Below are 17866 nucleotides of genomic sequence, written 5' to 3'. Positions count from 1 at the left end.
GGCAGCCCGACCGGGAAAACTGTCCCCTGGCTGGCCGGAATGTGGGATACTGTATGAAACACCAGTATTCGAGCCATGCCCGCCATTGCAGTACCTCACTGGTCGGAAGACCCCGACGCCGCGGCCGAGCCGGTACGGCGCGGGCGGCCGCAGGTCATCGAAGGTGAGATTCCCCAGGGAGTGTGGCGCGGAAGCGAGCTGGGCTCCAATGTCACCGACACGATCACCACGGGCTGGGACACGCTGGATCGCGAGCTGCCCGGTGGCGGCTGGCCGCTTCGCTCGCTCACCGAGATCCTGACGCCGCAACCGGCCGTGGTGGAATGGCGCCTGCTTTGCGGCGGCTTGGCCGCACTTGTCGCTCGCGGCGGAGAGGTGATCCTGGTTGCCCCCCCGAAATCGCCACACCTTCCGGGCCTGGTGCATGCCGGGCTGGACCAGCGCAAGCTGGTGTGGATCCAGGCGAACACGCCGGCCGAGCGGCTGTGGGTCACCGAGCAGCTGATCAAGTCGAACTCCGTGGGCGCGGTGGTCGCCTGGCTGCCGCAGGCCAGGCAGGAGCAGATCCGCCGCCTGCAGGTTTGCTCGCTCGCCTGCGACGCGCCCATCTTCCTGTGCCGGCCGGAGGCCACCCGCCACGAATCCTCGGCGGCGCCGCTGCGTGTGCACGCCACCTATGGACTGGACTGGGAGTTGCAGGTCGAGGTCTTCAAGCGCCGCGGGCCGGTCCATGCCGCTCCGCTGCAGCTGCCGTCGGTGCCCGGCGGGCTCGCTGCGGTCCTCACGCCGCGCCTGAGCACCCCCAGCCGCATGTTTCAAACCCCGGAGGCAGTCGATGCTGTGGGCAGCGCTGCTCCCCGCAGTCGACCCGCCAAGCAGCTCGCCGTCCACTGATGACCTCAACGGCATTGCGACTTGGGCTCTCCAATACACCCCCCGTGTCGCGATCCTGGAGGCGTCGGCGGTCGCCGTGGAGCTGGAGGCCAGCACGCGCCTGTTCGGCGGCAAGCGCCGGCTGGTCGAGCGGCTCAAGGCAGAGTGCGCTGAGCTGGGCCTGTCGCCCCCGAGCTGGGCCCCCACCAGCCTGGCGGCGCTCGCGCTCGCGCGCGCCGGTCTGACCAACGGCTTCTCCGGCCCGCTCCAGCAGGTGCTGGACGTATTGCCTTTCCAGACAGTCCGCGCGGCCCGCGTGCATGAGGCTACCCTGTCGCGGCTTGGCTGCCGCACGCTCGCCGACGTCCGGGCGCTGCCGCGCGGCGGGATCGCTCGGCGGTTCGACGCCGCCCTCCTGCTGGCCCTGGACCAGGCCTACGGCACCCGCCCGGAAAGCCACGCCTGGGTGCCCCTCCCGGACCGGTTCGCGCAGCGGCTCGAGCTGCTCTCCCGCGTGGAAGTCGCGCCGGCGCTGCTTTTCGGCGCGAGGCGCCTGCTGCTGCAGCTTTGCGGGTGGCTGGCTGCCAGGCGCGGCGGGATCGCCGCCTTCACCCTGCGCTGGTGCCACGACGTGATGCGCTCCAAGACGGCCGGCGACGGCGGCGAGATCACGATCCGCACGGCCGAGGTCACGCGCAACATCGAGCACCTGAGCCGGCTGCTCGCCGAGAACCTAGCCAAGGTGCAACTGAAGGCGCCCGTGGGCGACCTTGAGCTCGTGGCCGACGAGGTCCACGCGATGGAGGAGAAGAGTGCAGCCCTCCTGCCGGATCCGGCCCAGTCCAGCGAGTCGCTGGCGTTGGTCCTGGAGCGCGTCGCCGCGCGGCTTGGACCCGAGCGGGTGCTGCGGCCCGTGGCGGCCGCCGACCACCGGATGGAGTGGATGGTGCACTGGCAGCCCGCGCAGCAGCCGCTGCCGCGCCAGCCGGCGCACACGTCTCAGCTTCCGCAGCCGACGTTCGCCTTGCCAACGCCGCTGAAGCTGGCCAGCCGCGGGGACCGCCCGATGTACCAAGGCCCCCTGGTGCTTCTGTCTGGCCCACATCGTGTCGAAGGCGGCTGGTGGCATCGCATTCCCGACGCGGCCGGCCGGCCCGCGGCGCAGATCGTCGTTCGCGACTACTGGGTGGCCCTCAGCCAGCATGCCGGCGTGCTCTGGATCTTCCAGGCACGCCTGGGCAGCGACAAATCAGCCTGGTACCTCCAGGGCGTGTTCGCGTGAGAGTAGGGCGCCGCCATGAAACTCACCCAGTACGCCGAGCTTTGGTGCTTGTCCAACTTCTCCTTCCTGCGCGGCGCCAGCCAGGCAGAGGAACTGGTCAAGCGCGCGCACGCGCTCGGGTACGCCGCGCTGGCCATCACCGACGAGTGCTCCATGGCAGGCATCGTGCGGGCACACGTCGCAGCCAAGGAGGTCGGCCTGAAGCTGCTCGTGGGCGCGCAGTTCGAAGTGGCCGCGAAGGCTCCCTTCACGCTGGTCGTGCTGGCGCGCAACCTGCAGGGCTACGGCAACCTCTGCGAGTTCATCACGCGCCTGCGCCGTGCCTCCGACAAGGGCACCTATGCGCTGCCCATCGAGCAGATCGCGGGCCCCGAGCTCGACGATTGCCTGGTGCTGGTGGCTCCGCACCGAGGCCTGCAGCAGCAGGACCTGGACGAGATCGCCCGGTGGGCCCTGGGGCACTTTGAGGGCCGCACGTGGATGATCGCGCTGCGCGAGCGGGAGCTGGGCGATGAGATGTGGCTGCATCTGCTCCGGCAGACCAGCGCGCGATGCGGTATCCGGCTGGCCGCCGCCGGCGACGTGCACATGCACGTGCGATCGCGCAAACCCCTGCAGGACGTGCTGACCGCCACCCGCGTGCGCAGGCCGCTCACTGAGTGCGGCGAGGCCCTGCAGCCCAACGCGGAGCGGCACCTGCGCACCCGGCTTCGCCTGGCGCAGCTTTATCCGGAGGACTTGCTTCAGGAGACGTTGCGCATCGCCACCCTGTGCGACTTCTCGCTGGACGAACTGCGCTACCAATATCCGGACGAAGTTGTACCCGCCGGCGAGACGTCTACGAGCTACCTGCGCCGGATCACCTATGAAGGGGCTGGGCGCCGCTGGCCGGATGGCGTCCCGGAGAAGGTGCAGACCCAGATCGAGCACGAGCTCGAGCTGATCGCCGAGCTTCGCTACGAGCATTATTTCCTGACGGTGTTCGACATCGTCCGGTTCGCGCGATCGCGCCAGATCCTGTGCCAGGGTCGAGGGTCAGCTGCCAACTCGGTGGTGTGCTTCTGCCTGGGCGTGACGGAGGTCGACCCGGCCCGCATGAGCACGCTTTTCGAGCGTTTCATCTCGCGCGAGCGCAACGAGCCGCCAGACATCGACGTCGACTTCGAGCACGAGCGGCGCGAGGAGGTCATCCAGTACCTCTATTCCCGGTACGGCCGGAAACGGGCAGCGCTGACCGCAGCCGTCATCAGCTACCGGCCCAAGTCGGCGATCCGCGACGTGGGCAAGGCCCTGGGGTTCGACCCGGACATGGTCGACGCGCTGGCCAAGGACCACCACTGGTGGGACGCGGGCACCGTCCGGGCCGAGGAGCTGGCGGAACTGGGCCTGTCCGCCGAGGACCCGCAGGTCCAGCAGCTGCTGGAGCTCACCTCGCAGCTCCTGGGGTTCCCGCGGCACCTGTCGCAGCACGTCGGTGGTTTTGTCCTCACGCGGGGCCCTCTTTGCCGCATGGTCCCCATCGAGAACGCGTCCATGCCGGACCGAACCGTGATCGAGTGGGACAAGGACGATCTGGACGCCGTGGGCCTGCTGAAGGTCGACGTGCTTGCGCTGGGCATGCTTACCGCGATCCGCAAGTCGCTGGAGTTCATCAGCCAGCGCAAGGGCTACGCGTTCGCGATGCAGGACATTCCGGCGGAAGACAACGAGACCTACGACATGGTCTGCAAGGCGGATACCGTGGGGGTGTTCCAGATCGAGAGCCGGGCCCAAATGTCCATGCTGCCGCGCCTCGAGCCGCGCTGCTTCTACGACCTGGTCATCGAAGTCGCGCTAGTCAGGCCGGGCCCGATCCAGGGCGGCATGGTGCATCCCTACCTGAGTCGCCGGCAGGGCAAGGAGACCGTCACCTACCCGAGCGAGGCCCTGCGCGAAGCCTTGGGGCGCACGCTCGGCGTGCCGGTCTTCCAGGAGCAGGTGATGCAGATCGCCATGCTGGCCGCCGGCTTCACCGCCGGCGAGGCCGACGCACTGCGGCGCTCGATGGCAGCTTGGCGCCGCAAGGGCGGACTGGAGAAGTACTACGACAAGCTCGTGAACGGCATGACCGCGCGCGGCTACGACGAGGCCTTCGCCAAGAGCATCTTCGAGCAGATCAAGGGCTTCAGCGAGTACGGATTCCCAGAAAGCCATGCTGCATCCTTCGCCCTGCTGGTCTACGCGAGCTGCTGGATCAAGTGCCACCACCCCGCGGAGTTCCTGGCTGCCATGTTGAATAGCCAGCCCCTGGGCTTCTATTCCCCCTCGCAGCTGGTCCAGGACGCGAAGCGCCACGGCGTGGAGGTGCGCGGCGTCGACGTGATGACCAGCGAGATCGACTGCACCCTCGAGGACTTGCCGCATCCTCCAGCGGTGCGCCTGGGCCTACGAATGGTCGACAAGCTCAAGGCGGACGCCGCGGAAAGGATCATGCGCGCTCGGGCTCAGGCACCCTTCGAGAGCGCCGACGACCTCGCGCGTCGCGCCGGCCTGCAGCAGCACGAAATGAAACTGCTGGCCGCCGCGGATGCTCTGCGCAGTCTTTCGGGGCACCGGCGGCAGCAGGTGTGGGACGCAGCGGCCCTGAAGCCCGCGCCGGCGCTGCTGCGCGCAGCTCCGATCGACGAAGAGTATCTGGAGTTGCCGCAGGCGCCCGAGGGAGAGGAAATCGTCTGGGACTATGCCTCCTTGGGCCTCACGCTGCGGCGGCATCCGCTCGCGTTGCTGCGGCCGGCCCTGGCCGCGCGCGGCTGGAAGACGGCCCATGATCTGCGCGACCTCCCGAACGGTCGCCTGGTCCGATGCTGCGGCATCGTGACGCTGCGCCAGCAACCCAGCACCGCCAACGGCACCATCTTCGTCTCGCTCGAGGACGAGACGGGCGTGGTGCAGGTCATCTGCTGGAAGAGCCTGCGTGAGCGGCAGCGCGACGTGCTCCTGCGTGCCCATCTTCTGGCGGTGCGGGGCGTCTGGCAGCGCGAGGGGGAGGTCCGGAACGTCGTTGCCGGCCACCTTGAGGACCTGACGCCCCTGCTGGGTCGCTTGGCAGGCAGCGCCGCAAGCCGCAACTTCCGGTAGACGGTGCCCACCCGCCAATGTGTTGGCCACCCCCTGAGCCTTCCGCTGCCACGGCGTCCCCAACAGTTACTTCCGCACGCGCGAAAATGCTACCGTGCGCGATAGGTCTGGTCGAGCGCAATCAGCCGATGCGATCGCAGTCGATTCGACCGTGATGCCGTACCGCATGGAAGACGTTTCCCCCGCCGCAGATTTTGGAGCCCTATGAGCTACATCTCCCCCTCGTTGCCCGGCCTGGCCATGAACCGCGCCTTTGTCGAAACGCTGCTCTCGGCCGAGGAGCCGAGTTGCGCGCTCGGCATGATCGAGGAGCGCCAGCAGGCCTTCGGCCTGATCGCACTCCGCCCGCATGAGATCATCCCCGCAACGGTGTCGAGCCGAGGGTTCGAATTGGGGCAATGCGTGCTTGGCGGCGACAACTTCGAGGTCGTGCAATTGACGTTCGAGTTCCGAGGCTTCGCTACCTACCATGTGCTGCTCAATCCCAACAGCCCGGTCGTACGCAGCGTGCTTGGACACATGCTCGACAGCGGCAACTACTTCATCCTCGTGCTCGACTACGACGGCGACGTGCAGGTCTTCGGCTCTGACGTCGGCAAAGACAGCTTGATTTGGCTGCAAGCCTTTCTCCCGCGGCTGCTCGCGTCTAGGACCACCGCCGAGCAATACCGTAGGGCCGTCGCTGCGTTCAGCCGCAACCCGCAGCCGCCGGGCCAGGTGCTGCGCTGGATCTGCGGTGACGATCCCAACTACCTGGACCTCAGTGGTGATCGCGTGGAACTGAAGCCTACGGGCGTAACTGCCAGGTGAGCGCACAGCGCGATCCGCTATCGTTTCCCTGCATGCGAAGGGCAGCTACCGAGCAGTGAGGTCAGAGACTTGACTGGCTCTTAGGTGCCCAAAGTCGTCTCTGGCGATTCTCGAGCCGACTGACGGCTCCACCCAGAAAGCTGCCTTCCGGCAATCGCGCCTCGGAATCGATGTTCGAGAACAGCGGTCGTTCGGTATGGTCTGTCCCCTGCCAGTACCGGTACGAGGTCAGAGTCGAGCAGCAGACTCAGTTCTGCCTTTGAGGCCAGTACGGCATCCCGCCGCTGGCGGCGAACCCTGTCGGGAACGACCGCGGTGAGCAACTCCGCCAAGCTAATCGCGACTGCCCAATGGCATACACCGATCGGGAGCTTCCAGTAATGCGTCCATTTCCGGCTTGTCCAAGTAGGTCAAGGTCGCTTTGGCCGTCTTTCTGAAGGGAATCGCACGGAGCTCAGCGCACCAAGCCACGTGTTCCGGGCTATCTGGCGCTGCGGCGGGCGGCCGGATTTGCGATGAGCAATGCCGAGTACCTGCTGCGCAGCTTCGCCAGATTTGCCGCCGCGCGCGGAGAACGACATGTGCGAACGACAACGGTCATCGAGTGGGCCAGCCAGGGCCCGTCGGTCGCACAACGGCACACCCGCCATCGGGCCGTCTGCAAGTTTGCGAGTCAACTGCGCCTGGAAGACCCCGGCCATGAACTGCCGCCGCCGAACTACTTCGGCCACAAGAAGACTCGCCGCGTCCCGCACATCTACTCACCTGACGAGATTCGCCGGCTCATGCTGGCCGCCAGCCGGCTCACTCCACGAGGCACGTTGCGGCCGCACACATATGCCACCCTGATCGGCTTGCTGGCCGCCACTGGCATGCGGGTGTCCGAGGCTTTGGGCCTGCGTGTGGGCGACGTCACGTCGGAGGGTCTGCTGATCCGCAAGACCAAGTTCCAGAAGACGCGCCTGGTCCCGCTGCACGACACCGCTTTGGCGGCCCTGCGAAGCTACCTGAATAAGCGCCGGCGGATGCACCCTGGAGGCGACCATGTCTTCGTCGGAAGCAACGGTCAGCCGTTGACATATCGCGCGGTGTACCCGGTCTTCGGAACAATGCTGAAGGCTGCGGGCGTGCAGGGGTCGCACGGGCACCGCCCGAGGCTGCACGAGCTGAGGCACACGTTCGCTGTCAGGGCGTTGGAGTCAGCGCCCACGGGTCGTCAACGCGTCGGACAGCACATGGTGGCGTTGGCGACCTATCTCGGGCACGCGAACATCGATGCGACGTACTGGTACTTGCAGACCACCGCCGAGTTGCTCATGGATATCGCCGCCGCCGGCGAGCGGTTCTTTACAGGAGAGCGGTCATGAGCTCGATCGCCCCTCATATCGAAGCCTTCCTGCGTGATCACCTAGCTCAACAGCGCGGCGCGAGCAGCCACACCTGTGACTCCTACGCCTATAGCTTCCAGGCGTTGTTCGAGTTTGCGGCGTCCAAGCTCAAGGTCGCACCGTCGGCTCTTCGGCTGGACCAACTGGACGCGACCTTGATCGCGGCCTTTCTGCGGCACCTGGAGATTGACCGGGGCAATTCCGCGCAGACGCGCAACGTCCGCTTGGCGGCCATTCGATCATTCTTCCGGTTCCTGCAACATCGTGAGCCGGCAGCGCTCGAGCAAATCCGCCGCGTCCTTGCAATCCCGTTCAAGCGAACCGATACGCGGCTGGTCGGGCATTTCGACAGGGACGAGGTTCAGGCCTTGCTCGACGCACCTGAGCCGACGACCCGAGAGGGAGTCCGGGATCGGGCGATGCTGCATCTGGCGGTATGTGCTGGCCTGCGGGTGTCGGAGTTGACGGGCCTGTGCATCGCCGACGTGGGCGCGCAGTCGGCGAGCGTTCGTGTGCTTGGCAAGGGCCGTCGAGAACGCGTATTGCCCTTGTGGAAGCCAGCCGCAGCCGCATTGCGGGCGTGGCTGGCGGAGCGCGGCGCCCTCGCAACGCCGGAGGTGTTCGTCAACGCCCGCGGCGATCCCTTGAGTCGCTGGGGCGTGGCGTACATTCTTCGACGCCATGTCCTGACGGCCAGTGAGCGATGCGCGTCGTTGGCCAGCAAGCAGGCGTCTCCCCATGTCCTGCGCCACACCTGCGCAATGATGGTGCTGCAGGCCACGCAGGACATCCGCAAGGTATCGCTCTGGCTTGGACACGCCAACCTCGCCACGACCGAGGTCTACGTTCGCGCCGACCCAGGCCAGAAGCTGGAGGCCATCGAGCAGATCGTTCCGCCCAACCTTCGCAAGGGCAAATTCCGACCGCCAGACCGGCTGATCGCGTTGCTGAAGGCCAAGAAGTAATGGAGAGCTGCACGCACGCCGGACCCCGCCTTCAAGCCGATTCGGCGCCCGTGCTCTCCGCAACGGAGCAGTCACCATAAGGCAAGTAATGGAGTGCGACCCATTAAGAGCGGCTAACAAAACGTGTGCAATGTGCGAATACAGATGACGCAACATGCCAGAGACAGCAAGGCCAGATGAGTATCGATGCGACGCTCAAACCGGATGCGCAGCTTGCCGAAGGCGGCCAGCCACGCATGCGTGCGCTCGACCACCCAGCGGTGACGCCCGAGCCTGTCATTGCGCTCGATGCCTTTGCGGGCGATGCGATCCTGGATGCCCCGGCGTCTGAGATGCGCGCGGCAGCGCGGATAGTCGTAGCCCTTGTCGGCATGCAGCTTCTCAGGCCAGCGCAGGGGCCTGCCCCGCTTGCCGCCGACGGCCGGCAGCGCATCGACCAACTCTTCGAAGACCACCGAATCGTGGCGGTTGGCCCCGGTGACGCAGAACATCAGCGGGATGCCCTGGCGGTCCGTGACGAGGTGGCGCTTGCTGCCGAGCTTGCCCCGGTCCGTGGGGTTGGGGCCTGTGTGCGGGCCCCCCGGGGGCTGGGCACGCTGGCTCCATCCAGGCTGACACGGCTGAGATCGAGCTGGTCGGCACCACGCAGCTCGGCCAGCAATACCCGGTGCAGGCGATGCCACACCCCCGCAGCCTGCCAGTCACGCAGCCTGCGCCAGCAGGTCATGCCGCTGCCAAAGCCCAGTTCCTGCGGGAGCTCTTCCCACGGGATACCGGTGCGCAGCACGAACAGGATGCCATTGAGGGCAAGTTCATCGTCCAGCCGCGGCCTTCCCCCTTTGGGTGAACGCTGCACCACGGGCAGCAACGGCTTGAGCTTTTTCCATAGCGCCGCGCTGACTTCTTTGTTTTTGTTTTTTGCCATGCCTCGTCAAACGCCTCTGGCGCGATTGGCGATGACATCGTTTTGTTAGCCGCTCTAAGTGCCGCAACAGGCACTGCCCGAAGTGCCAGTCGCTGGTGCGCGCCCAGTGGCTGCATGACAGGCAGACCGAGCTCTTGCCGGTCGAGTACTTCCACGTCGTCTTCACCGTGCCCCAGGAGGTCGCCGCGATCGCGTACCAGAACAAGGCCGTGGTGTACGACATCCTGTTTCACGCCACGTCTGAGACGCTGCGCACCATCGCCGCCGACCCCAAACATCTCGGGGCCGAGATCGGCTTCATCGCCATCCTGCATACCTGGGGCCAGAACCTGCTGCATCACCCGCATCTGCATTGCGTCGTGCCCGGCGGCGGGGTGGCTCCGGACGGCGAGCGCTGGATCGCCTGCCGAGCGGGCTTCTTCCTGCCGGTGCGGGTGCTGTCGCGGCTGTTTCGCCGCCTGTTCCTGGCGCAGTTGCGCAGCGCCTTCGACAATGGGGATCTGCGCTTCTTCAACGGCCTGGCTGCGCTACAGGATCCCGTTGCCTTCGGCAACTCGACGTGAACGATCTCGCCGGTGGCTCTTCGTTCCCGGTACTGCAGACGTACCCGTCGGCCGTACAGCGGGTGCCAACGGTAGAAAACCTCGACTTCCTGCCCGACATGGGCAGAATGACCGCGCAATGATAGTCGGGCGCCGCGCCTGGCTGTTCGCCGACACCGTGGCTGGAGCCAACGCCAGCGCCAACCTGTACTCGTTGCTGCAGACCTGCCAGGTCAATGGCATCGACGGCTACCGCTACCTCACGGCGCTGCTGACCGCACTGCCGCACGCAAAGACCGTCGACGACTACGAGGCCTTGCTGCCCTGGCGGATTGCCCTGATCGAGCGCCGATCAGACGGCCAACACTGAGCAGCGAACCCATCACAAGACGGTGCCGGCCCGCAAGGGCGCGGTTAATTGATCGCTTACGGTAATTCGCGCCATATTGGATTCCCCACCTGCGGAAAGTAAGTCGAGGCAGCCGCTCTGGGCTGATACCGGAATCGTAGACAGCAGCGTAGGCTTGCGACACCGAGGACCGCCCTCCGTGTCGCAGATGGGAGGATCAAGCTTGCAAATCGTGTGATGGGGAGATCCGAGACAACGCGGCCATCAACAGCTTCTCATGTTGTCGAGCCGAACCTCTATGTAGCCAGCGTTGCGCTTGACGCGCACGAGCGTTGAACCAAGCAGGCCAGACCGGCCACCTTGGCACTAGAATGCCCCACCGTACCGCGACACGGACTACGGCAACCTCCTGACCATCGGCCGCAAATCGCCCATGCTGGCCCCGGCTTCACCGGCCGGTCACTTCAAGCTCAACCGCCGCCTTTCCTATCTGTTCTGGCTCCTGCTGGTGCGTGTTGGTTGCGAGCACCTATGAGTTCCAGTCGCCGGGCCACCCACTCGTGCACCATATGCTCGGCCTCATCGAGCGCCAGTACGACCGCTGTGCTGAGCCCCATCCCCAAGGCCTCGTGCCGAGCTGGCTCGCAGCCGATGACCGCAATGCATGGCGGCAGATGCCCCAGGTGCTCAAGCAGCGTCAGGGCGCGGATCGGCGTGGCGTAATGGGTGTCGGCGAAATAATCGCGCAGGGCATGCGCGTCGAGCGCCGAGAGATCGGGCAACACCGGCTGTAACAGGCGCAACTCGCCGGGCTGCCCGCCATACTGGTGGGCGTCTAGCAGCAGCACCGCGTCGTAGCCGCGCATCAACTCTTGCACGACGCTCATCCCGCCGATGCCCGTTTCCATGACCTTGACGTCCGGCGGGAGCTCTTGCTTCGCGAGGCGCCAAGCGAGCTCCACGCCGAAGCCATCATCGCCGTGCAGCACGTTGCCAACGCCAACAATCAGTATCCTTGGACGGACCGGGCTCATGCGTCGTTAGAAGCTCGGAAGGCGGGGCGTGAAATCCATGTCCAGCCCAACCAGCACTTTGCCGTCCTCGTCCAGCTTCACCGGGTAGCAGTTGATCGTCTCGCTGCTGCCGATCCGGCTGCCCTGGCGGACATCGTAATAACAACCGTAGTGGTTCGGGCAAGTCAGCGTGTAGCCGCTCAACGTGGCGCCCCGGAGCGAGGAGCCGTCCCGTGCGCACCGGGATGCCAGAGCAAACAGCTGGTCTGCATGTCGGACCAGCAACACGGGGAGTCCATCCAACTCGAATTCGCGTGTCGCATGCGGCGCCAGCTCGTCACTGGACTGCAAAACCGGCACCCAGTGCGGGTAACGGGTCTTGGCCAGGGGCGCCGCGTACTCGGCCTTGATCGGGATCGTTGGGTACCTGTGTTTCGGCTTATCCGGTGCGGCCTCTTCGGGCTGCTGCGGCAGCAGGTCGTAGAGTTCCATCAGCGTATGGATCGCCGGGTCGGAAACGACTTTCTCCAGCACTCCCTCCTTGAACAGCCGTACCAGACGCCGCAAGGCCTCCCGGTGGATCGCGTCGACGCCCTGGAGCAGCTCAAACACCGCGCTCTTGACCTCCCCAGGGGGCAGTTCCTCCATTTTCTGGACCAACCGGTTGACGTCAGCCAGTAGGCGATCCCACTCGTCGTTGGACATGAAGTCAACAAGCGCCTGCAAACCTTCCGGGGCTGGCGGGGATTTGACTTGACTAGTGCTAGCCATCGGGGTGACCAAGTGGCGGATTCAGTGCAGCGTGCACTCGTCGCCGCATTTCGAGTGATCGTCGCCGTCGCAGCAACCGGCATCGCATTCACCGTGTCCCTGTTTCTGGAAGTCGGCAAAACTTTCGGCAAACAACTGCCCGGCCTTTTTTTTTCCGGCTGCAGTCAGACGGTAGCCCGCCGTCGGCTGCGCCACTGGCTCCAGGTCCCCCAGCTGCGCAAGTTCCTGCAGCGAGGCATCGATCTCCATAGGCGGCCGATTCAAGAAGGGACCCAGCAGCTTCGGGGTGTAAACGTCCCCAAGTCCTTCACCCTGATACCAGTAGCAGATCTGCAGCACCTCTTCCCGGTCCACCAGCCGGTCCAAGGCGCTGTTTCCATGGGCTGACATCACGGCGTTCATTGAGCTTGCTCCTGGCCATCCGCTGGCCGGAAATACCGGCCCTCGTTCATGAAATCATAGTGACAGACCCTGGCAACAGGGGTTAGTTGAGCTGTGGCCAGGGACACTACTTCCTGCGCAGCCGCTGCGCCGTCGAGCGCGGCACACCGGCTCATTTCAACGATGCGCTCCACCAGTTCGAGGCAACCCGGCGTCAGCGCCCGCTCGCCGATGACCGGCGGTTGCCCGGCCTGCGGGCCCGCCTCGATCTCGGCGAGGACGAAGTCGCCCAGGCTGCTTTGCGACAGCTGCACCTCCACGGTGATCAATTGATCAGGCCAGACACCGAAGTGAGCGCCAATCACCAGCAGGTTGTCCATACTGATGACCCCCGTCACCGCCTCGAACACGCGGCGCTGTACGGCGAACGCATCCTGCACGCGTCCCGCCCAGCGACGACAGATCACTGTACCCGGCGCCAGGCCCCGGTCAACGGCGCCCACCAGAACCACGCGGTCATACTTTTCGGCGCTCGCCTGGAAATCCTGGACGATCGCGATCGGGCCCCAGTTCATCTCGCGAATCTCGACCGGCTGGGGCCAAGGTCCGGCCCGCAATCGTGCCATCAGCCCGGGGCCAAGTGGGTAGCCGCGAATGAACTCGCAGTAGCCGACAATGCCGATGACAACGCGCCCCATATATCCCCTCTGTGTCCCTGCTCAGACTCCGCAGGCGCAGGTGGTGACTTCCCGCGTGATGACACGGTCCGAGCCCTCAACCATCACATGCGTGGTACACGGCATGCACGGGTCGAAGCTGCGGATGGCGCGCAGGATATCAATGCCCTTGAAGTCGCTGGCATCCTTGAAGCTGGACTCCACCAGCACCGTGTTGAGCACCGCCTGCTCATACGCCCCCGATTCGCCCCAAGGTGTTTTCGGGCAGGCGTTCACCGTGGACGGGGTGCATATCTGGTAATTGGCCAGCAGACCATCCTCGATCACGCACCAATGGGCCAGAAACCCCCGGCCCGCCCCCCAGAAACCTACGCCGATATGGCGACCATTGGGCGGGATCTCGAACGGGGTGTGCACCTGGGTTTCACCGCGCTTTTGCAGGTCCATAGCCCGCACCCAGTTTTCCATGGTGACCATCAGGTTGAATGCCACTGCGTAAGCGCGGGCACGATTGCGTTCGAACGCGTTCCAGACTGCGGGCACTTTCCACTCCAGCATCATCGCCGGCAGCTTGCTGCCTTTGGGGACATTGAGCTTGAGGCTGTGTCCGGTGGATTCCACGTACGGGCTGGGCGGCAGCTTCTGCGCCAGCGCCGAGATGTAGACCCGGGCGTAGGCGCCTGCCTCGAACGTGCGGCGGTCCCAGGTGGGCGTGGTTGACCAGCTGTAGCGTTCCTTCCAGTTCTGTGCCCCGGGCCGGGGGATGGTGGTCTTGTTCCATGGATGGTAAGGACTCAAAGGCGCGCCCAAGGGGTCGGTCTTGAATGGATAGTCGTGCCATTGCTGGTAGTACGAGTGCTCGATGAACTCTTCCAGGCCGACATTGAGGTCCTGCAGCCTGGTCGTCACCAGCTTGCCATTCACCACGGCACCGGGCGTCGACCAGCGGTGCTCGCCCCACTGGTTGCAGTTGGCATAGCTGGCATCGTAGTAGTCCTCATGGTCCCACTGTCCGAAGTCAAGCATGGTGGCGGGCAGCTCGCCGCAACGCCAATAGTCCGGGTTGCAGGTGTACATGAAGTCGTAAACATCGTCCCAGATACCGATGCATTTCTTGCAGTAATCGAAGAATGGGGCCAGTTTCACGTAGAACTCGTTGAACGTGGTCGGCGTCAACGTCGTGGCCACGCCACCCGGGATGATGGTCTCGGGGTGTGGGTATTTGCCGCCCAAAAGCACATAGGCTTCGCGCGCCACCCGCGTCATCTCCAGCGCTTCCAGGTACAGCTTGCCGGTCAGCGGGTTCAGATCGGTCATGATGGCGCCGATCGTCGAATAGCCGTGCATGTGGGAATACTTCGCCGGAGCGGCCACGGCCTGCTCCCACACCTCGGGGTTGGTGTCGCGCACCAGGGCCTCCGAGAAATCGGGGCCTGCCAGCACGAACAGGTGCAGCGGATTGTCATACAGGTACTCGCAGCTCAGGAGCAGGTTGCGGATCAGGATGCCCATGGGCGGCGGCCTGATATCCAGCGCCATCTCCACGGACAAGGCCGAGGCGGTCGAGTGCACTCCGCCACACACGCCGCAGGCGCGCGAACTGATGAACGCCGCATCGCGCGGATCGCGGCCGCGCAGGATGACTTCGTAGCCGCGAAACAGCGTCGCCATGGAACTGGTGTCGAGCACCTTGCGTTGCTTCAAGTCCACCGTGCTATGGAACGCCAGGGCGCCGGCCACCCGGGTCACCGGATCGAAATCCACATCGCGCAGCTGGCCGCCCTTGCCGGCGATCTCCTTCAGTTTTCTGTCCCGCTCGTCCAGCGATTGGGTGGTGTAGGCGTAGGGATCGGCCACCCCCTCAATCAGGTGCGCACGACCTTGTTCGTCGAACTCGATTGGCAGATTCTTGAAGCACATGTCTGTTTCCTTCTGATGGATTTGAATATTTCGACAGACGCTACGCTATTTTCCCTGGGTGACCCTGACGATGGCAGCGAGGTCCTCATTGACCGCCAACAACCCCTTCAGCAAGGTGGACAGGCCGCCATTGATCGCCTGCACATGGTCCCCAAGAGGTTGCGTGTTATCACGGATCGCGACGAGACCGCCGGCAAGTTGGGCCAGGCTGTTCCCGGCGCCCCACAGCGCGACGATGATGCCGACAAGGTAGGCCACGAGGACCAGCACGATCAGCGCCGTGACTGCGAGGGTCAGGTACAACAACAATGCCGTCATGACGCTCTCCCCCGCGCCGCCCGCTCCGACAAGACCACGGCGATGGTGCCGGTGTGCTGTTTGATGCTGCCGGCCGTGCTCACCATGGACCCCGCCACGCCGACGGTTTCGCGCAACGTGCTGATCGAGTTGGTGTTGCCGGTGATCCCCACGCCGGCCTGCAGCATTTCGCGCAGGTAGCGACGGATCGACCACGCGGCACGCAACGTCCGGTGCAGCAGCACAACGGCGAGCGGCACGATCACCAGAACAACCACGACCAGGACGATCCACCAGATCGCATAAACCACCGCCGGCAGGCTTGTGCTCTGGTCCATCTCATGTGTCCTGTCTCGTCATCGCCTCGATCGTGCCGACCAGATGTTTGTCGACTGAGCCGAGCCCGCCTGCAACCTGGGAAAGGCCGGCGTTGATCTCGAGCACCTGCGGCGTCAAATGGCTGGTCTCCTTTTCGATGGCACGCAGCCCCAGCCGCAGCTTGGCGAGAAAGCTGATGGGCGTGCCACCAATGGACCGCAGCGCTGTGCCGATGTGCGCCAGCGCCGCGGCCAGCATGACGAAGAAGGCCAGCACCAAAGTAGCAGTCAGCACGGTGAGCAGGACCATGGCTCAGCTTTCTAACGTTCGCACATGAATTGCGGGCAACCCGGGCAACTGTTGGCGCGGGCTTCGATGGCCGCGGCCTCGGCGTTGATGTCGAGGACGCTGGCCAGGATTTCCCCTGTCAGTGCGCTGGTTTTGTACAGCGCGGGGATCTGGACTGTATTGTTGGCGACCCGCTGACCCACATCCCAAATTCGCGCGACGAGGCCATTGATCGTGATCGCCATATGGTGGATCAGCGACAGCAGCAGGGTCACCACCAAGCTCACCACCAACCCAAGCGCCAGCGAAACCCACCACACGAACTGAGCCGCCTGTTCCGGTGACGTGGGAAGGGCATTCATATGTGATCTCCTAGTTCAGGCGACACGGCGTCGGTCCGCCTCCAGGGCCCCAACAATGACCCCGGAATTGCTTTCAATGGCCTTGACGCCGTCCAGCAAGTCCTTGGCCACTTTGCTGGTCGCATTGAGCTGCCAGATTGGCTTGGTGTTTTGCTCGATCTGCTCGACCACTGCCAGCGCAGTCCCCGCCAAGGTGGCGATGCGACGCGCCAACAATAGAATGGTAATCAGCAGCGCCACCGCCCCGACCACGATGCTCCCGGCAATGACAAGCCAAATGGTCCACCATTGGTAGATTTCTGGCGCGCTCATAGGCCTGCCTCTTGCTCGATTCTCTTCTTCGCCTCGCCGATGTACGAGTGGGATTCCGCCTGAAGCTGCTGCTGGCGGGCCGAAGCGGGGGAGAACTGTCCCGAATACTGTAGCTTGCGGTAGAAGTAGTGCGCGGTCCGCATCAGCAACCCGGGTCCAGCGACATGCCCCCACCCGCTCGGGATGGAGCCCGTCTTCGTCCAGCGAGCGGTGAGGTTGCTCTTGCGCTGGCTGATCCGCCGCAGCGGACGGATGAAGCTGCCCACGATACGGCTCGCGTTGCCGGAAATAGTCTTGCCGGGCGGCGCCTTGTAAAACGGCGCGAACGCGTCGGGAAATCCGGGCATGGTGCAGCCGATACAGATACCCCCGGTGTTCATGCAGCCGCCCGCGTGGCCGATGGCGCCACGCGACACCATGTTGCACTGCACCACGGGCCCCCAGCAACCCAGTTCGACCAGGCACTCGCTGTCGCCGTACCGCTTCGCAAATATGCCTTCCTCATAGTTGCCGGCGCGCACGCAACCGCGGTGCACGGTGTCCTTGAACATCCAGGCTGGCCGTCCAAGCTCATCGAACGCCGGTAGCGGTCCCACGCCGGCGAGGAACATCAATACCGTCGCCACGGTCTCGGTGAAGTTGTCGCCCACCGGCGAGCAGCCGGGCACATTGATTACGGGCAGCCCCAGCGCGCTGAGATAGTCCTGGCCAAGATAGTCCATCACCCCCATCGCGCCAGTGACATTGCCCGCGGCCGCCGGAACCCCGCCCCAGCTGGCGCAGGTGCCGATGGCTATGGTGGCAGCCGCACCCGGCGCCAGATCGCGCAGCCAGTGCGCGGTGGGGATCGGCTGCAGGCTGCCGTCGGAGGCGATGTCGACGCCCATGGCTGACCAGTAGCCGCTGTGCGCCCCCGCGATCTTTTCGTTCGCCACCGAACCCTCATAAACGACCACGTAAGGCGCGCCCAGCTTGCCTTCCTTGGCCTGACGGTAGGGCTTCATGAACGCCTCGCCGGCATCAACATCGAGCGCGGGGTGATGCAGGATAACCTTGGGAAGACCAGGAATGTCGCCGGTAATTAACTGCTCAACACTGGGATGCTGTGCGCCCAGCGTGGCGATCGAGCAACCGTCGCAACTCATGCCTGCAAGCCAGAAGGCGTGGACTTCGGTAATCGGGCCGGGCTCGAGCCCGAACGCGGGTGTGTGGGCGTTGCTAAGCGCCGAGCCTGCTGACATGTTCATGACTATGTCCTTCCGCCTATAGACAACCC

Annotated in this window: 19 protein-coding genes and 2 pseudogenes; 9 read left to right on the top strand and 12 right to left on the bottom strand. The window is 64.9% G+C overall.

The genetic code is table 11. The annotated features are described in order from the left end of the window. Positions 1-75 precede the first annotated feature (75 nt). The 6 genes from imuA to AC1Q5S_RS10005 all read left to right on the top strand — a co-directional run bounded on the left by imuA (position 76) and on the right by AC1Q5S_RS10005 (position 8435). Positions 76-894: a translesion DNA synthesis-associated protein ImuA gene (gene imuA, locus AC1Q5S_RS10030; RefSeq protein WP_492238790.1), complete on the top strand. Its 819-nt coding sequence runs from the start codon at positions 76-78 to the stop codon at positions 892-894. Continuing rightward, positions 836-2155: a Y-family DNA polymerase gene (locus tag AC1Q5S_RS10025; protein ID WP_492238789.1), complete on the top strand. Its 1320-nt coding sequence runs from the start codon at positions 836-838 to the stop codon at positions 2153-2155. The genes imuA and AC1Q5S_RS10025 overlap by 59 nt, the downstream gene beginning before the upstream one ends. 15 nt (positions 2156-2170) lie before the next feature. Next, entirely contained in the window at positions 2171-5272 is a 3102-nt protein-coding gene (locus AC1Q5S_RS10020) for an error-prone DNA polymerase (protein WP_492238788.1), read from the top strand. Positions 5273-5476: 204 nt separating this feature from the next. Further along, a complete protein-coding gene (locus tag AC1Q5S_RS10015; RefSeq protein WP_492238787.1) occupies positions 5477-6082 on the top strand; it encodes a hypothetical protein in 606 nt (201 codons plus the stop codon). A 515-nt stretch (positions 6083-6597) separates the two neighbouring features. After that, positions 6598-7449: a tyrosine-type recombinase/integrase gene (locus tag AC1Q5S_RS10010; RefSeq protein ID WP_492238786.1), complete on the top strand. Its 852-nt coding sequence runs from the start codon at positions 6598-6600 to the stop codon at positions 7447-7449. Further along, positions 7446-8435 carry a tyrosine-type recombinase/integrase gene (locus tag AC1Q5S_RS10005; protein WP_492238785.1) on the top strand — a complete coding sequence of 330 codons (990 nt, stop codon included), beginning with the start codon at positions 7446-7448 and terminating at the stop codon, positions 8433-8435. Before AC1Q5S_RS10010 ends, AC1Q5S_RS10005 begins: the two co-directional genes overlap by 4 nt. Positions 8436-8548: 113 nt before the next feature. Here AC1Q5S_RS10005 and AC1Q5S_RS10000 read toward each other — a convergent pair. After that, positions 8549-9360, bottom strand: a protein-coding gene (locus AC1Q5S_RS10000; protein WP_492238764.1) for an IS5 family transposase whose coding sequence is annotated in 2 segments (ribosomal slippage) — positions 8549-9030 and positions 9030-9360 — 813 coding nt in all. Because the reading frame shifts where the segments join, the coding sequence is not laid out codon by codon here. Positions 9361-9416: 56 nt separating this feature from the next. Here AC1Q5S_RS10000 and AC1Q5S_RS09995 point away from each other — a divergent pair. From AC1Q5S_RS09995 to AC1Q5S_RS09985, 3 genes and pseudogenes are all read left to right on the top strand, one after another. Beyond that, a pseudogene (locus tag AC1Q5S_RS09995) lies at positions 9417-9908 on the top strand (IS91 family transposase); the annotation flags it as partial. Between the two features lie 11 nt (positions 9909-9919). Further along, positions 9920-10045, top strand: coding sequence for a hypothetical protein (locus tag AC1Q5S_RS09990; protein ID WP_492238813.1), 126 nt, complete (start codon positions 9920-9922; stop codon positions 10043-10045). Continuing rightward, a pseudogene (locus AC1Q5S_RS09985) lies at positions 10036-10272 on the top strand (transposase domain-containing protein); the annotation flags it as partial. The gene AC1Q5S_RS09990 and the pseudogene AC1Q5S_RS09985, both read left to right, overlap by 10 nt. A gap of 449 nt (positions 10273-10721) precedes the next feature. Here AC1Q5S_RS09985 and AC1Q5S_RS09980 read toward each other — a convergent pair. From AC1Q5S_RS09980 to AC1Q5S_RS09930, 11 genes are all read right to left on the bottom strand, one after another. Next, positions 10722-11285, bottom strand: a complete 564-nt coding sequence (locus AC1Q5S_RS09980) for a hydrogenase maturation protease (RefSeq protein WP_492238784.1) — start codon at positions 11283-11285, stop codon at positions 10722-10724. 6 nt (positions 11286-11291) lie between these two features. Further along, complete coding sequence (locus AC1Q5S_RS09975) at positions 11292-11969, bottom strand: Rieske (2Fe-2S) protein (protein ID WP_492238783.1); 678 nt, start codon at positions 11967-11969, stop codon at positions 11292-11294. Between the two features lie 87 nt (positions 11970-12056). Beyond that, on the bottom strand, positions 12057-12437 hold the full coding sequence (locus AC1Q5S_RS09970; protein WP_492238782.1) for a hypothetical protein: 381 nt from the start codon (positions 12435-12437) through the stop codon (positions 12057-12059). Then, positions 12434-13114, bottom strand: a complete 681-nt coding sequence (locus AC1Q5S_RS09965) for a hypothetical protein (RefSeq protein WP_492238781.1) — start codon at positions 13112-13114, stop codon at positions 12434-12436. Before AC1Q5S_RS09965 ends, AC1Q5S_RS09970 begins: the two co-directional genes overlap by 4 nt. 21 nt (positions 13115-13135) lie before the next feature. Next, positions 13136-15013 carry a nickel-dependent hydrogenase large subunit gene (locus AC1Q5S_RS09960; RefSeq protein WP_492238780.1) on the bottom strand — a complete coding sequence of 626 codons (1878 nt, stop codon included), beginning with the start codon at positions 15011-15013 and terminating at the stop codon, positions 13136-13138. A gap of 45 nt (positions 15014-15058) precedes the next feature. Then, a complete protein-coding gene (locus AC1Q5S_RS09955) occupies positions 15059-15331 on the bottom strand; it encodes a hypothetical protein (protein ID WP_492238779.1) in 273 nt (90 codons plus the stop codon). Beyond that, positions 15328-15648, bottom strand: a complete 321-nt coding sequence (locus tag AC1Q5S_RS09950) for a hypothetical protein (protein WP_492238778.1) — start codon at positions 15646-15648, stop codon at positions 15328-15330. Before AC1Q5S_RS09950 ends, AC1Q5S_RS09955 begins: the two co-directional genes overlap by 4 nt. 1 nt (position 15649) lies before the next feature. Then, complete coding sequence (locus AC1Q5S_RS09945; protein ID WP_492238777.1) at positions 15650-15937, bottom strand: hypothetical protein; 288 nt, start codon at positions 15935-15937, stop codon at positions 15650-15652. A gap of 11 nt (positions 15938-15948) precedes the next feature. Further along, on the bottom strand, positions 15949-16278 hold the full coding sequence (locus tag AC1Q5S_RS09940) for a hypothetical protein (protein WP_492238776.1): 330 nt from the start codon (positions 16276-16278) through the stop codon (positions 15949-15951). Positions 16279-16293: 15 nt separating this feature from the next. Then, positions 16294-16590, bottom strand: coding sequence for a hypothetical protein (locus AC1Q5S_RS09935; RefSeq protein WP_492238775.1), 297 nt, complete (start codon positions 16588-16590; stop codon positions 16294-16296). Continuing rightward, a complete protein-coding gene (locus AC1Q5S_RS09930) occupies positions 16587-17837 on the bottom strand; it encodes an NADH-quinone oxidoreductase subunit B family protein (protein WP_492238774.1) in 1251 nt (416 codons plus the stop codon). The genes AC1Q5S_RS09935 and AC1Q5S_RS09930 overlap by 4 nt, the downstream gene beginning before the upstream one ends. Between the last annotated feature and the right edge of the window lie 29 nt (positions 17838-17866).

Source organism: Acidovorax sp. GW835-FHT14B10, assembly GCF_058793725.1.
This window is presented reverse-complemented; position numbering and strand designations above follow the sequence as displayed.